Below are 14,415 nucleotides of genomic sequence, written 5' to 3' on the forward strand. Positions count from 1 at the left end.
GGAGTGCGTTCGCGCCGTGCGATTCTACTCGCGGGCCCGACCCTCTATTGGTACCGACCGCGCCCCTCGACCTGTCGGAGGCGCGTGAGGGCGTCCTCGTCGTCGCCGGACTGCGTCCGATGGGCCGACCGTCGCCCATCGACGTCGCCGTCGTCTCCGCGCGCGACGGACGCGTAGCCCGCCTCGAACGCCCGACACAGCGGTTCCGGTTCGTCGGCGGTCCCCTCGACGCTCTGTTCGAAGACGTGCAAGTCCATCGCGTGGTCCTCGACGTGGCCGGTGTGGTAGCCGAGTCCGAAGTCGAGGAGGTACACCCGGTCGCCGTCGACGCGGACGTTCCGCGTCGTCGGGTCGCCGTGGACGAACCCCGCCCCGTGGACGGCCGCGAGATGTTCGCCCATCGTCCGGCAGCGCTCGGCCGTCAGCGCCTCCGCGAGGTCCGACTCGCCGACGTACTGGAACACGATGGTGCCCTCGGTCGGGTCCACGTCGCGGACGACGGGCGTGGGGACGCCCGCCCGGCGCGCGAGACTCGTCAGGCGCGCCTCCGCCCGGGTCCGCTCCGTCCGGAGCCGGTCGTCCAGTTCGGGGTGCCGGTACGTCTTCGGGACGCGCCGCTTGACGACGCTGTCGGCCTCGAACGTCACCGTCGCCTCGGCGCCGCGCACCTCGCTTCCGCCGGGCGCCGTGGCTCCGGTCGCCGACGGATTCGCCGTCGCCGGGTCGCGGGCGACGGACTCCTCGTCGTCGCGCCACGTCACCGGCACCCGGTCCGGCCGGAAGTTCGGGTCGACGGCCGACTCCGGGACCGAGAGCGTGTCGCCGGCGGCCAGCATCCGCGCGCCGAGGACGGCTATCATCCCCGCGTTGTCGCGGAGAAAGCGCGGTTCGGGCGCGTAGAACTCCGCGCCCCGTTGCTCGCACATCTCCGCGAGCATCTCCCGCAGGCGCGCGTTCTGTCCGACGCCGCCGCCCAAGACGAGTTCGTCCGTCCCCGTCAGCGACAGCGCTCGCTCGGCGACTTCGGTCAGCATGGCGAATATCGTCTCCTGCAGGCCGCGGCAGACGTCCTCGACGGGGACGCCGTCGTCGTAGGCGTCCTTCGCGGCGGACATGATGCCCGAGAAGGAGAAGTCCATCCCCTTCACGACGTACGGCAGGTCGTGGTAGTCGCCCTCGGCGGCCGCCTCCTCGACTTTCGGACCGCCGGGGTGGGTCCACCCGACGTGGCGGGTGAACTTGTCGATGGCGTTGCCGACGCCGGTGTCCATCGTCTCCCCGAGGACGCGGTAGCGGCCGTTGTGGTAGCCGAGTAGGTGGGCGTTCGCGCCCGAGGCGTTCAGACAGACCGGCGAGTCGAACCCCGAGCCGTGGCGGCCGATTTCGAGGTGTGCGACCATGTGGTTGACGCCGAGGAGGGGAACGTCGAGCGTCTGCGCGAGGGCGCGCGCGGCCGTGCCGACGATGCGGAGGCAGGGGCCGAGTCCGGGGCCGCGCGAGAACGCCACGCCGTCTACGCCCGCGCCGTCGCCGTCGTTCGTCTCCGCGGCGCGTTCGAGCACCGTCGAGACCACCTCCGGAATCGCGTCGCCCATGTGCTCGGCCGCCTCGCGCGGGTGGATGCCGCCGCTGTCGGGTTCGTACGGGTCGGACTCGATGAACACCTCTCCGGTCTCCGAGTCGAAGAGCGCGGCGCTGGCGGCCCAGGCGGTGCCTTCGATACCTACGATGCGCATTGAGAATACGTTCGCGTTCGGGGCGGCCGAATCAGGCCTCTTCGGCTTCCGCTTCGGCGTCGCCCTCGTCCGCTTCGATCTTGTTCCGGTCGAGCATGTAGTCCTGCTCGACGTCGCGGGCGAACTCCGGCGAGGTGTACACCTTCGCGTAGCCGGCCGTCTTCCGCATGCCGAACTTCGTGTTCAGCGCGTGGATGACGACTTCGTCGGAGTCTTTGTTCAGTTTCGCCGCGAGGCTGTCGCGGACCGACAGACGGGAGGGGGTGGCGTCCTCGTGGGTGACCTCGAACCGAACGTCCGTCCGGTGCAACATGGGATTTTCCTCTTCGGAGATGACTTCGATTTCCATAGTCAGTTGGGCTAGAATCCTCTCGAAAGGAGTAAAAGGATTTCGAAGGGCCGAGATACCGGTACGGAGACGTTTGCACCGCTCTCGGCCGTCGACCCGTTCGCGAGAAGCGTCGGTGGTATCGGCGTCAGTCCGCTCTCGACGCCCGTCTCCCGCGCCCGCGACTCACCCTTCCGCCAGCGCGATGAGCGCGTCGGCGTCGCCGTTCATCCGCCGCAGCAGCGACCGCATCTCGGCCTTCGACTCAGCGGTCACCTCGACCAACACCATGCCCTCGTCGGGTTGGCCGTAGACGACGCTCGCGCCGACGGGCGCCGAGAGCACCGCCGGCAGCGTCGCCAAGTCCTCCTCGCCGTCGACGACGACGGTGACGGGACCCGTCTCGTCCAACGCGTCGCGGACGGCGACGACCAGCGCCTCGGTTATCTCGCCGGCCGGGTTGCTCACGTCGCGGCGCGACTCGGGGTCCGACAGCGCGCGCCGTATCTCCTCTGCGACGGCGCTCCGCTTCGTCAGGCCGTCGACGACGGCCACGTCCGGCGCGCGGCCGAACTCGCGGAGGTGGTAGGTGACCACGTCGCCGACGGCGACGAGGGGCGCCTCGGCGTCCGCCGCGTCGAGCAGTCGCTCGACGTCGGTGTGGAGGGGGCCGAACGGCTCTTTGAACTCGCCTCTGAGGTCCGCCGGAAGTTCGAGCATCGCCCGTCAGCGAACCTTCAGCGCGTAGCCGCCGGCCTCGTCCACGTTCATCTCGGTCGCTATCTCGCTCGTCTCGGGGTGCGTGATGACGACGTAGCCGGCCCAGTCCTCCGTAAGGCTCGACGAGCCGCAGTTCTCACACGCTTGCGAGTCGGGCATGTTGATGTAGTGGCACTCGCGGCAGGCGAGACGCGGCTTGGCCATCTACTGACCCTCCGCTTCCGTCGTCGCCTCGGTGGTCTGGCGGTCGGCCTCGAGCCAGCCGTGTTTGCCGAGACCGGGCTGTTTCGCCGTGAGTCCGATCTTCGAGTCGCGCGGGTTGCGCTCGTCGATGCTCTTCGTGACGACGCGCACCCGCACGGAGTCGCCGACGCCGAGCGTTCGGTTCGACTCCGTCGAGGCGAGCTGCTGGTTCTCGCCGTCGTAGGCGAGGTATTCGTCGGATATCTGCGAGACGTGCAGCAGACCGTCGACGGGTCCGATGCCGACGAAGGCGCCGAACTCCACCACCTCGACGACCTGCCCGTCGATGACCTCCTGCATGTCGGGGTCGAAGGTGAGGGCGTCGAACTCCGCCTCGTAGTAGACGCCTGCCCGTCCGGGCAGCACCGTCCCTTCGCCGATGTCGTGTACGTCGACGACGCTCACGACGCTCCCGACTTCTTCGTCCATCCGTCCTTCCAGCTTGTCCTGCAGGAGTCGCCTGACCCGTAAGGGGGTCACGTCAGCGAGATGCTCCGGCGGAACCTCCACTGTGTCTTTGAGTCGTACCCGTTTGTACATCGTAGTGCTAAGGCTCTGTTATGTCCAGTTTGTTGCGCCCCCTTATACCGATTACCCGTACGCTGCGTTCGAGCAGTCGGTCGCGAAGGGGTCTGTCGTTCGTGACGACGTAGTCGACCCCGCGCTCTGCGAGTTCCACCACGGCGTCGTCAGCGTACGTCTCCTCGGCGTCGACGACACGACATCGGTCGGCGGCGAGGTCCGACCCGACGCTCGCCGCGACGGCCTCGGTCCCGCCCCCCGCGGAGAGTTTCTCCAACTCCCTCACGACGGGTTCCGGGACCACGAGGTCGGCGTTCGCGGCCAGCAGTCGGTCGAGTTCCTCGAACACCCGGACGTCGAGTTCCACGGGCATCATCAGCGCGTTCGTGTCGAGCAGCACCGTCGTCGCTGCCCGCTCTGCGCCCGGGTTCGTCTCCGAGTCCGTCCGGTGTCGTGTCTCCGTCGTCACTTGAGGGTCCCGATACCGATGAGGCGCCATCGAGCGCCGACGCGGCGGTTGATGGCTATCTTCGCACCCTCGGCGGCGCAAACGGGGCGCTTCAGCGAGACTTCGGCCTCGCCCGAGCGCGCACTCGTCACCGCGCCGACGGTGGTCGCCGTGCCGACGGTGAGCATCAGCGGCTCGCCCGTCGATATCTCGTCGATGGTCTCCTCGTCCTCGCCGACGACCCGTTCGAGCAGTTCCACGTCCATCGTGAACTCCTCGCGCGTCGGCGGTAGCGTCTCGGGTTCGCCCGCGACCTGTCCGGCGAGGGCGTCACCTTTCGTCAGGCTCGGGTCGAGACCGGTCCCGACGCCGCAGAGGCCGCCGGGTCGCACCTCGTCGGTCATCTGCCCGCCGGCCTGCAGCGAGCGGATTTCGGTCGTGATGGGTCGCCACTCGGTCTGTCCGCCTTCGTCGACCTCGCGGCCGGGGCGGAGTTCGATCTCCTCGCCCTGCGAGAGTTTCCCTTCGACGACCGACCCGCCGATGACGCCGCCGGAGAGATCCTCCCACGTCGTGCCGGGTCGGTTGATGTCGAACGACCGCGCGGTGAACATCCGCGCGGCCTCCGTCTCGTCGCGCTCGGGCGTCGGAATCTCGCGCTCGATGGCGTCGATGAGGAGGTCGATGTTGACCTCCTGCTGGGCGCTGATGGGGACGATGGGGGCGTCCTCGGCGACCGTGCCCTTCACGAACTCCTGGATCTGTTCGTAGTTCTCGACCGCGCGGTCGCGGTCGACGAGGTCGACCTTGTTCTGGGCGACCACGATGTTGTCGATGCCGATGATATCGAGCGCCATCAGGTGCTCTTCGGTCTGCGCCTGCGGGACCTCCTCGGTCGCGGAAACGACGAGGACGGCACCGTCCATGATGGCCGCGCCCGAGAGCATCGTCGCCATGAGCGTCTCGTGGCCGGGCGCGTCGACGAACGATACGGTTCTGAGAACGTCGGTCTCCTCGCCGTCTTCGTCCGTCTCCTCGACGGTGTAGCACTCCGGCGGATCGATGCCGGGAATCTGTCGGAACGTCGCGTCTGCGTAACCGAGGCGGATGGAGATGCCGCGTTTCATCTCCTCGGAGTGCTGGTCGGTCCACGACCCCGACAACGCCTGCACGAGCGTCGTCTTTCCGTGGTCGACGTGACCGACGAGTCCGATGTTCACCTCCGGTTGCTGTGGATTTTGTGTCACCATTGACCTCCTGAGAGTAATCTTGGGGAAGTTTCGCCCCGAACGACTGATAAAGTTGCTGTTCTCGTGCCGTTCGAGTGCGTCGCGTGCCACCGAGACACGCATTAACGCGCGATTCGTCCCGTCAGCGTCCCCCGCCCGACGTTACTCGACGCGGCGCATCAGGCCGAACAGTTCCTCTCGGTACGCGTCGGGCGTCAACCCGAGGTCGATGTCCACGCTGAGGTCGATGGCCGCCGAGGGCGACTCCGTCACCTCGCGCGCGAAGTTCGCCGCCGGGTAGGCGCCGCCGGCGACGAGCACCGAGTCGCTCGCTATCCACGCCGCGAGGTGGCCCGCGACGGGTATCTCGCCGCCCTCGATGGTTATCGGCTCCGCGCCGACGTCGACGCTGAAGCCCTCGAAGGCGTACGCCGCCTCGTACTCCGTCAGGCGGGCCGAGGCGCCCGAGGCCACCTCGAACGTCCCCGTGTCGACCTGTTCGACCGGCCCGAGGCCGGCCTCCTTCAGGCGCGCCTCGAACTGCGCCCGCGACTGCGACTCCACCTGACCGAGCAGTTCCTTCCGGCCCGCGCCGGCGGGCAGACTCGTCAGGTCGGGGTCGAACGTCACCCGCGAGGCGAAGAACGTGGCGAACTGACCGGACGCCTGCCCGAGCGTCTTCTCGGCTATCTCGGTGCGCAGTTCGGCGTCCTCGTAGAGGAGCGTTCGCGTCGACGCCGTCACCGTCACCGGCCCGGCATCCTGCTCGAACGCCGGGTCCTGCGTCACGTCGTCCGCCTGCTCCCATCCGCCCTCGGAGAGTCGCTGCTCCGGCACGACCGGCGGCCGCCGCGCCGCGCTGACGGTTCCCGACGCGCCGCTACATCCGGCGAGGGCCGCGGTTCCCGCCGCGGCCGCGAGGCCGAGGAACGCGCGCCGTCGGTGAGTCGCCCCCTCCCGTCCGTTCGGTCCGTTCGATCCGTTCGTCTCGATACCCGATTTTGTGTCCCCGTCCATAGCCGCCTCTCGCCCCCGTTCGTTAAAGTATCTTCCCGCGAATTATCTGATTTGATATACGACGTGCGAGTCGCTTTTTGCCGCTCCGCGTCCACAGTCCCGTACGTGCACGCCGACCCCGACCGACCGCGGGAGTTCGCCTTCGAACTCGCCCTCTGTTCGCACCTCGAGGAGGCGACCGACTGGGTGCTCGGCCGGCAACTCGGCGCCGCCGTCGCCGCGCCCGCCCGCCGCATCGTCGACGTGTGCGGTCTCGTCCCCGGCCCGGCGTTCGACGACCGCGCGGCCGTCTCCGCGCGGACGATTCCGGTCCGCGTGGTGACCAGCGACGTGGGCGTCGGCGAGGCGGTGTTCTGGCGCGACGCCTTCGACTGCCACCGCGAGACGGCGCGGGAGACGGTGGACGCCGCCGTCGAGGCGGGTTTCTTCGACTCGGAGGTCCGCGGCGGCCGCGAGTACGTCCGACGGACGACGCGCTATCCCGAGGACTGGTTCGCGTCGCTCGTCGGCGTCGAGAACAAACCCGACTTGGACGTCCCCGGCGACCTCGAACGCCAACTCCGCACGGACGTCTCGCTCGGCCTGTTCGACGAGGTGGTGCTCGCCACGGAGAGCTACGTCACCCGCGCGCACCTCAACCGCCTCCCCGATGCCGTCGGCGTCTGGCGGTTCGACCCCGAAGCGGGCGAGCGAACGGTCGTCCGCGAAGCGACGCCGCTGGAGACGACCGCTCCGGGCGTCGAACTCGTCGCCGAGCACCCCCTTCGGACCGACGTGGCAGTCGTCTCGGAAGAAGAAAAGCGCCGCGCCCGACTCCGCGTCGCCGAGCGGACCTACGGCAAGGGTTGGCGGACGTACGAGTTCCCCCCGTGCGCCGACGCGCGGGCCACCGACGACGGCCGCCCCTACTGCACGCACTTCGGCCGCGTTGTCGACCCCGCCCGCGACTGCGGCGGCGACTGCCCGGCGTTCGAGGCGGGCGACTCGCCCGCCGTCGACGTCGCTGCGCTCCGGGACGACCGGACGCCGTGGGTCGCGGACCCCGCGGGCGTCGCGCGCCGACAGAGCGGGCTGGACCGGTTTCTCTGAGCGGTGTCGGGTTCGGACTCGGACCCGGTCAGTTCTCCTCGTCCTCTTCGCGTTCGTCCGCGCGCTCCCTCCGGTCGGTGTAGACGAGGCCGACGGTCACGACGAATCCGAGAACGAGCACGAAGATGGCGCCGCCGACGAAGTCGACGCGACCCGTCAGTGCGACCGAGACGGCCGCGTAGACGACGCCGCCCACGACGGCGCTGCCGACGGCGTACGGGAGGCCGGGCGGGGTCTCCACGGTCGATTCAGAGCTCGTAGCGCTCGCCGTCGAGCGCCAGCGGTTCCTCGAACGCCTCTTCGACCGGGTAGAAGTGAGCCGTGTGGACGAGTCGGGTTCGCTCGGCGCCGACGTCCTCGGCGAGGTCCAGCGCCCCCTCCCGCGTCATGTGCTTCGTGCCGAACGTCCGCGGGACGCCCTCGGCGTCGTGGTGCTTGCCGCCGAGCGGGTGGTGCTCGCAGAGCGACGCCGGGACGATGGCGTCCGCCAGAAAGAGGTCGGAGTTCGCGAGCACCTCCTTGGACTCCTCGGGGACGCCGTAGCTCGTATCCCCCGACAGCGAGAGCTTCGCGCCCGTCTCGGGGTCCTCGACGGCCAGCCCGTAGCAGACGAGGGGCGGGTGGTCGACCGGTACGAGCGTCACGTCGAGACCGCACGTCCGGAACGTCTCGAAGGGAGTCCGCTCGCGCACCGTGATTCGGTCGAGGTAGTCGTACTTCTCGGCGATGGTCCCGGCGACGCTCTGTCCCGTCTTCGGGTCCACCTCGTCGGCCGCGTTGACCGACAGGTCGTCGAACACCCGGTAGGCGTTCCCGAGGCCGTCGACGTGGTCGAAGTGGACGTGCGTCACGAGTCCCGCGTCCGGGAGCGGAACGTCGTGCGTCAGGAACTGCTGGCGGAAGTCCGGGCTGAAGTCGACGAGCAGCGACTCGCCGGTCCGCGTGTTCTCGACGTGGACCGAAAAGCGCGACCGCTCGACGCCGCGGGCGCGCGCCTCGCGACAGGTGTCGCAGTCGCACCCGACGGTCGGCGTGCCCGTGGTGTCGCCCGTTCCGAGGAGGGTGACGCGCATCGTCGGGTGTAGGGGACGGCGGGGTGATAAGGGTAGTCGAAGGAGAAGGCCGCGACCCTCAGTCGTCGTGGGCGTGGTCGTGGGAGTGTCCGTCACCGCTCTCGCCGCCGCCGTCGCCCGCCACCAACTGCTCGCCGTCGGACATCATGTCCATGTTCTTGAGGTTGTCCCGCTCCTCGAAGTCCTCCACGGCGTCGAGGATGTCCTCCTGCGTGAGCGACATCCGCTCTTCGGTGAGGGCTTCGAGGACCGCCTCGCGGAGGACCATCCGGAGGTCGGACCCGGTGAGTCCTTCCGTCCTCTCGGCGACGGAGTCGGGGTCGAACTCCGCGACGTCCATCCGCTTGGTGATGATGCGGAGGATGTCCGAGCGCATCTGGCGGTCCGGCTTGGGGAAGTTGACAATCTCGTCGAAACGCCGCCACGCCGCCGCGTCGAGTTGGTCGGGGTGGTTCGTCGCCCCGATGAGGATGACCTCGTCGCGGATGAGCGAGATGTCGTCGATGCTCTTCAAGAGGGTGTTGACGGCGCGCTTGAGGGCGGCGTGCTCGTCCGACCGGCGGGTCTTCGCCACCGAGTCGAACTCGTCGATGAAGAGGATACAGGGGGAGAGCCGTTTGGCCACCTCGAACGTCTTCTCGACGTTCTTGGCGGTCTCGCCGAGATACTGGCTCGTTATCATCGAGAGTTTCACCTCGACGAACGGGAGGCCGAGTTCGTGCGCGAGGGCGCGAGAGACGGTCGTCTTCCCGGTCCCCGGTGGGCCGACGAACAGTATCTTGCCTATCTCGCGGAGGCCGATGTCCGCGAGATACTCGCGGTGTTCGATGGCCTTCATCAGCTTTTGAATCTCCCCCTCCTGGTCCTGCGTCAGTACGAGGTCCGTGAGAGTCATCTCTATCTCCTCGGGCGCGCGGACCTGCACGAGATCCAGCATCTCGGCGTCCTCCTCCTCGTCGAAGTACTGATCGAGGAGACTGTCGATCCAGACCCGGTCGGCCTGGATGGAGCGTGTCTGTTCGCGCGCCTCCGCGTGGGTCACGTCGACGTCGTCGCGGCCCTCGACGGCGGCGGCGACCGTCGGGTTCGTCGACAACCGCTCGTGGTCGGCGCGTTCGAGGAACCAATCGACCGCCATGTCCGGTTGCGTGAGAGAGATGCGTCCGGAGAAATCCTCACGCTGGGTGAACATGAGGCCCGAGACCGCCTCCCACGGGCGTTCGACACCGGTCGCTTTGCGGGCGATGTTGTCGGTCACCACCAGGGGGCGTTCGATGCCGATAGGGGCCGTCTCGTCGTTGTCGTCCTCGTCGTCGTCGTCCGGCGGATCCGTCCAAAAGACGCGGCGATACCGCGGCGGGAGGTCGTTCTCATCTAACTCACGGTTTTCGGTGTACAGATTCGCCGTGAGGAGGAACTCGACCACCTCGAGAGCCGGGTCACTCATCCCAACAACGTTACCGTCCGGACGGCATAAGACCGTCGAATACTGCCGACGGCGCGGGGGGAGCCACTGATTCGGACGCCGAGTAAAACGAACGAACACCTATTACTGTATTAGGTGTTTGATGATGTTGTGTAGTATCAATTATAGGCTTATCTGTCCAACGATTAGCTCTAAGTACTGTCGTATTTCACAAAGTATCGTGATTCAGATTTCGAGCGGTCGGCAAATCCGCTCTTTCGGTGGCGAACTGTCTACTCTCGGCGGGGGAGGTGGCGTCCGTGGCTAGACAGGTCTCGACGACGTGTATGCGCTGTGCGGTCGGGTGCGGGCACGTCCACCGCGAGGTCGAATCGGGGATGGGAATCGAACGCGTCACCGGCGACCCCGCCCACCCGGTGTCGCAGGGCCTCGCCTGCGGCCGGGGCATCCGCGAGTCCGCGAATCCGGAGGGGGAGTGGCTCACACGACCGCTCGTCCGACGCGACGACGAACTCGTGCCGACGACGTGGGAGAACGCCATGTGTCTCGTCGCCGGCGCCGTCTCCGATGCCGCCGCGGAGAACCCCGACGAGGTGGCCGTCCTCGGAAGCGGTCAGCAGACGAACGAGGCGGCGTACGCCCTCGGGAAACTCGCGCGGGGCGGACTCGGGACCCGGATGTACGACGCGAACACGACGCTGTGCATGGCCTCGGCGGTCACGGCGTACTACCGCGCGTTCGGCAGCGACGCCCCGCCTCCGTCGTACGACGACATCCCGGAGGCGGAGTCGCACGTCGTGTGGGGGGCGAACCCGGCCGTCGCCCACCCCGTGATGTTCCGCTGGATAACCGACAGCGCGCGGGACGGCGACCTGGTCGTCGTCGACCCCGTCGAGACGAAGTCGGTGGCGCTGGCCGACGAACACGTCGCTCTCGACCCCGGCGGCGACCTGGCCCTCGCGCAGGCGGTTCTCCGCCGCCTCGTCGACACCGACCGGGTGGACGAGGCGTTCGTCTCGGACAACGTCGTCGGCTTCGACTCCCTCCGCCGGTCGCTGCCGACCGTCGAGGACGCCGCCGAGGCCGCGGGCGTCTCCCTCGACGCCGTGGAGCGACTGGCGACGGCGTTCGAGTCGAGGACGCTCGTCTACTGGGGGATGGGCGTCAACCAGAGCGTCCGCGGGAGCGCTACCGCCGGCGCGTTGGTCGACCTCTGTCTCGCCTCGGGCAACCTCGGCCCCGGTTCCGGCCCGTTCTCCCTGACCGGGCAGGCGAACTCGATGGGCACGCGCGTCTGCTCCTCGAAGGGTTCCTGGCCCGGCCACCGTGCCTTCGACGACCCCGAGGAACGGACTCATATCGCCGACGAGTGGGACGTGCCGGTCGAGCGACTGCCCGACGACCCCGGTCCCGGTCCGGTCGACGTACTCCGCTCGGACCCGACGGTGCTGTGGACGATAGCGACGAACCCCGCCGCGGGCTACCCGAACGGCGAGGCCGTCCGCGACGCCCTGGAGGGGACGTTCCTCGTCGTGCAGGACGCCTTCCGGACCGAAACGGTCGAGTACGCCGACGTGGTGCTGCCGGCGGCGACGTGGGGCGAGACCGAGGGGACGGCGATGAACATGGAGCGGACCGTCTCGCGCGTCCGCGCGGCCACCGACCCGCCGACGAACGTCCACACGGACCTCGACATCATCTGCGACGTGGCGCGCCGCGTCGTCCCCGGTCTCCTGCCCTCCCCGCCGGCCGACCCCGCGGAACTGTTCGACGAGTTCCGACGGCTCACCGCCGGCACGAAGGCCGACTGCGCGGGCATCACCTACGACCGCCTCGACGCGGAGTACGCCGTCCGCTGGCCCGCGAAGGGACCGACCGACAGCACGGCCTACCGCTACCTGAACGACGACGGCTCGTGGTCCTTCGAGACGCCCTCGGGTCTGGCGCGCGTCTCGACCCCCGCCTTCGACGCCCCGGCGCTTCCCGAGGAACCGGACGACGCGTACGACCTCGTCCTCACCACGGGCCGCGAGGAGGACGGCTACAACACCGGCGTCCGCTCCCGCGGCGACGACCCCGAACCGCTCGTCGTCCGGGCCGCCCCGGAGACGTTGGACGCCCACGCGGACGCCCTCGCGGTCGACGCCGACGGGAACGAGGGCGCCGACGCGGACGGCGACGGCCCCGCGCGGACCCTGCTGGACACCCGCCGCGGCACCGTCCCGGCCGTCGTCGAGGCCGACGAGACGGTCCCCGCCGGTCTGCTGTGGTGTTCCGTCCACCACCCCGAGACGAACCGCCTCACCGTCGACGCCGTCGACCCGCACTCGAAGGAGGCGAACGTCAAGCAGTGTGCGGTCCGACTGCGACACCCCTCGAACGACCGCCCCGAACCCTCCGCCGTCGCGGAGGCGAGCGACTGATGGTCCCCCGCGGAACGCCCGCACGCCCCTCCGATGACGGCTGACGTCCGCCGGACGGGGGTCGTCGTCGACGAACGGGTCGCCCGCGCCCACGGCGCGCCGGCCATCCTCCGAGACGTCGACGTTCGGACCGACCTCCCCGACGCCGTCCCCCGCGCCGACCTCTCCGGCGTCGACCCCTGACCCGCGTCGTCTCGCAAGCCCGTGAAACTCCGCGCCCGTGTCTCGAAGTTCTGCCCCATTTATCACCACGGACGCCCGAGGAACGAACATGCCTCAGCCAGTCATCGCGGCCGCGTACCGCACCCCGTTCGGCAAGGCCGGCGGCGTCTTCGAGGACGTCCGGAGCGAGGACCTCTCCGTGGCGCTCATCGACCACATCCTCGACGAGACGGACCTCGACGGCGAGGACGTCGACGACCTGATGTGGGGCGTCGCCCAGCAACGCGGCGAACAGGACAACAACGTCGCCCGCGTCATCGCCCTCCTCTCCGAACTCGGGGAGGGGACGCCCGCGACGAGCATCAACCGCTGGTGCGCCTCCTCGATGCAGGCCATCATCTCCGCCTCCGACGCCGTCGCCGCGGGCAACCGCGACTGCGTCCTCGCAGGCGGCGTCGAGAGCATGAGTCGCGTGCCGATGGACGGCGACTCCTACGAGCACCTCCACCCCGAACTGTCCGAGAAGTACAACGTCTTCCAACTGCAGATGGGGATGACCGCCGAGAAGGTGGCCGAGGAGTACGGCGTCTCACGCGAGCAACAGGACGAGTACGCCGCGCGGAGCCACGAACGCGCCGCCGAGGCGACCGACTCCGGCCGCTTCGACGACGAGATAGTCCCCATCGAAACCGACGACGGCGTCGTCACCGAGGACGAGGGCATCCGCCGGGACACCTCCGCGGAGACGCTCGCCGGCCTCGACCCCGCGTTCACCGGCGACGGAACGGTCACGGCCGGCAACTCCTCGCAGATAACCGACGGCGCGGCGGCCGTCCTCGTCACCTCCCGGGAGTTCGCCGAGGAGAACGGCCTCGACGTCCTCGCAGAGGTGGGCGCGAACGCCGTCGCGGGCGTCGACCCGACGGTGATGGGCATCGGTCCCGTCCCGGCGACGCGGAACCTCCTCGAACGCAACGGCCGCGACGTCGAGGACTACGGCCTCGTCGAACTGAACGAGGCGTTCGCCAGCCAGTGCGTCTACGCGCGGGACGAACTCGGCGTCGACCCCGAGCGGTACAACGTCAACGGCGGCGCCATCGCCCTCGGACACCCCCTCGGCGCCTCGGGGGCCCGCCTGCCCGTGGCGCTCATCCACGAGATGATAAAGCGCGACGAGGAGCGCGGACTCGCGACGCTGTGCGTCGGCTTCGGACAGGGCGCCGCGATAGAGTTCAGCCGGTAGGGTAGTCGCACCCTCCTTCGCTCCGCCGCCTCGTCCCGCCCCCGAGGTGCATCGCGCTTCGGGGGCCGGCGGATTTCCGAACGGCCGTTCGGCCACGACGCTTTTTGAGCCCCCGTGCAAGGTACGAGATATTCATGGAGAGCGACTTCTCACTCGACGCTGACAGCGACCGAACGCTCAGCCGTCGTCGCCTCCTCGCCGGCACCGTGGCCGCCGGGACGGCGGCGCTGACGCCCGCGTTCGCCGACTCGGCGACGGCCCAATCGGGCGACGACGAGGAGTCCGTGACGCCGTCCGCGGCGGTACAGAACACGGCGCCGACGTTCGGCAACAGCGACTACGTGGGACTGTTCGTGCAGATATCGGGGTACAACCGGGACGCGGATAGCCAGGGCGTCGGCAGTTGCGCGTTCGTGCAGAGCGAGGACAGCGTGACGGGTTACGACGCCGAGATGATCGATACCTACAACGACAACCACGAGTCCGAGTCCATCGTGCTGTTCGCGGTCACGCAGAACCCCGTCCAACCCGGGAAGCTGTTCGTGGTGAACGACCAGTCGTCCTGCGGCGGGGGGTACGTGAGTCTGCAACTCGAAGAAGTGGGGAGCAGCAGCATCGAGACGCCCGGTTCGACCGGGTCGGGTTCGGGGTCATCGATTCCTGGCTTCGGCTTCCTCGCCGGTGCGCTCGGACTGGGGGCGGCCGGCGCGGCCGCCGCCCGGTCGGACGACTGAGACGACGGTTCTCCGAGTCGGT

General features: G+C 68.9%; 16 protein-coding genes. 5 read left to right on the forward strand and 11 right to left on the reverse strand.

Annotated elements, in window-relative coordinates; genetic code table 11:
* Positions 1–44: 44 nt before the first annotated feature.
* The 8 genes from C474_RS03730 to C474_RS03765 form a co-directional block, all read right to left on the reverse strand.
* Positions 45–1,736: a bifunctional N(6)-L-threonylcarbamoyladenine synthase/serine/threonine protein kinase gene (locus C474_RS03730; protein ID WP_008384070.1), complete on the reverse strand. Its 1,692-nt coding sequence runs from the start codon at positions 1,734–1,736 to the stop codon at positions 45–47.
* A gap of 31 nt (positions 1,737–1,767) precedes the next feature.
* Positions 1,768–2,085 carry a 30S ribosomal protein S24e gene (locus C474_RS03735; RefSeq protein WP_008384072.1) on the reverse strand — a complete coding sequence of 106 codons (318 nt, stop codon included), beginning with the start codon at positions 2,083–2,085 and terminating at the stop codon, positions 1,768–1,770.
* 165 nt (positions 2,086–2,250) lie between these two features.
* Positions 2,251–2,784: a GTP-dependent dephospho-CoA kinase family protein gene (locus C474_RS03740; RefSeq protein WP_008384074.1), complete on the reverse strand. Its 534-nt coding sequence runs from the start codon at positions 2,782–2,784 to the stop codon at positions 2,251–2,253.
* Positions 2,785–2,790: 6 nt separating this feature from the next.
* Positions 2,791–2,988, reverse strand: coding sequence for a transcription elongation factor subunit Spt4 (gene spt4, locus C474_RS03745; RefSeq protein ID WP_008384077.1), 198 nt, complete (start codon positions 2,986–2,988; stop codon positions 2,791–2,793).
* A complete protein-coding gene (locus C474_RS03750) occupies positions 2,989–3,567 on the reverse strand; it encodes a DNA-directed RNA polymerase (protein ID WP_008384079.1) in 579 nt (192 codons plus the stop codon).
* Positions 3,568–3,574: 7 nt separating this feature from the next.
* Positions 3,575–3,949, reverse strand: coding sequence for a PIN domain-containing protein (locus C474_RS03755; RefSeq protein ID WP_338035535.1), 375 nt, complete (start codon positions 3,947–3,949; stop codon positions 3,575–3,577).
* A gap of 65 nt (positions 3,950–4,014) precedes the next feature.
* Positions 4,015–5,244: a translation initiation factor IF-2 subunit gamma gene (locus C474_RS03760; RefSeq protein WP_008384083.1), complete on the reverse strand. Its 1,230-nt coding sequence runs from the start codon at positions 5,242–5,244 to the stop codon at positions 4,015–4,017.
* A gap of 144 nt (positions 5,245–5,388) precedes the next feature.
* A complete protein-coding gene (locus C474_RS03765; RefSeq protein WP_008384085.1) occupies positions 5,389–6,243 on the reverse strand; it encodes a DUF6517 family protein in 855 nt (284 codons plus the stop codon).
* A gap of 105 nt (positions 6,244–6,348) precedes the next feature.
* On the opposite strand from C474_RS03765, the gene C474_RS03770 reads away from it, so the two are divergent.
* Positions 6,349–7,332, forward strand: coding sequence for a DUF5787 family protein (locus C474_RS03770; protein WP_008384087.1), 984 nt, complete (start codon positions 6,349–6,351; stop codon positions 7,330–7,332).
* A gap of 28 nt (positions 7,333–7,360) precedes the next feature.
* Here C474_RS03770 and C474_RS03775 read toward each other — a convergent pair whose 3' ends face one another.
* From C474_RS03775 to C474_RS03785, 3 genes are read right to left on the reverse strand one after another with little or no spacing between them, the layout of a single operon-like run.
* Positions 7,361–7,573 (reverse strand): hypothetical protein, encoded by a 213-nt coding sequence (locus C474_RS03775; protein ID WP_008384088.1) that lies wholly within the window; start codon positions 7,571–7,573, stop codon positions 7,361–7,363.
* 7 nt (positions 7,574–7,580) lie between these two features.
* Positions 7,581–8,405, reverse strand: coding sequence for an MBL fold metallo-hydrolase (locus C474_RS03780; RefSeq protein WP_008384090.1), 825 nt, complete (start codon positions 8,403–8,405; stop codon positions 7,581–7,583).
* Between the two features lie 58 nt (positions 8,406–8,463).
* Positions 8,464–9,852, reverse strand: a complete 1,389-nt coding sequence (locus C474_RS03785; protein WP_008384092.1) for an ATP-binding protein — start codon at positions 9,850–9,852, stop codon at positions 8,464–8,466.
* Between the two features lie 278 nt (positions 9,853–10,130).
* On the opposite strand from C474_RS03785, the gene nasA reads away from it, so the two are divergent.
* From nasA to C474_RS03800, 4 genes are all read left to right on the forward strand, one after another.
* Complete coding sequence (gene nasA, locus C474_RS03790; protein WP_083861943.1) at positions 10,131–12,254, forward strand: assimilatory nitrate reductase NasA; 2,124 nt, start codon at positions 10,131–10,133, stop codon at positions 12,252–12,254.
* A 33-nt stretch (positions 12,255–12,287) separates the two neighbouring features.
* On the forward strand, positions 12,288–12,437 hold the full coding sequence (locus tag C474_RS22295; protein ID WP_160166817.1) for a hypothetical protein: 150 nt from the start codon (positions 12,288–12,290) through the stop codon (positions 12,435–12,437).
* Positions 12,438–12,525: 88 nt separating this feature from the next.
* Entirely contained in the window at positions 12,526–13,659 is a 1,134-nt protein-coding gene (locus C474_RS03795) for a thiolase family protein (RefSeq protein WP_008384095.1), read from the forward strand.
* A 134-nt stretch (positions 13,660–13,793) separates the two neighbouring features.
* Positions 13,794–14,393: a hypothetical protein gene (locus C474_RS03800; RefSeq protein ID WP_008384097.1), complete on the forward strand. Its 600-nt coding sequence runs from the start codon at positions 13,794–13,796 to the stop codon at positions 14,391–14,393.
* Positions 14,394–14,415 lie beyond the last annotated feature (22 nt).

This window comes from Halogeometricum pallidum JCM 14848, assembly GCF_000337095.1.
GTDB classification, from domain to species: Archaea; Halobacteriota; Halobacteria; order Halobacteriales; family Haloferacaceae; genus Halogeometricum; species Halogeometricum pallidum.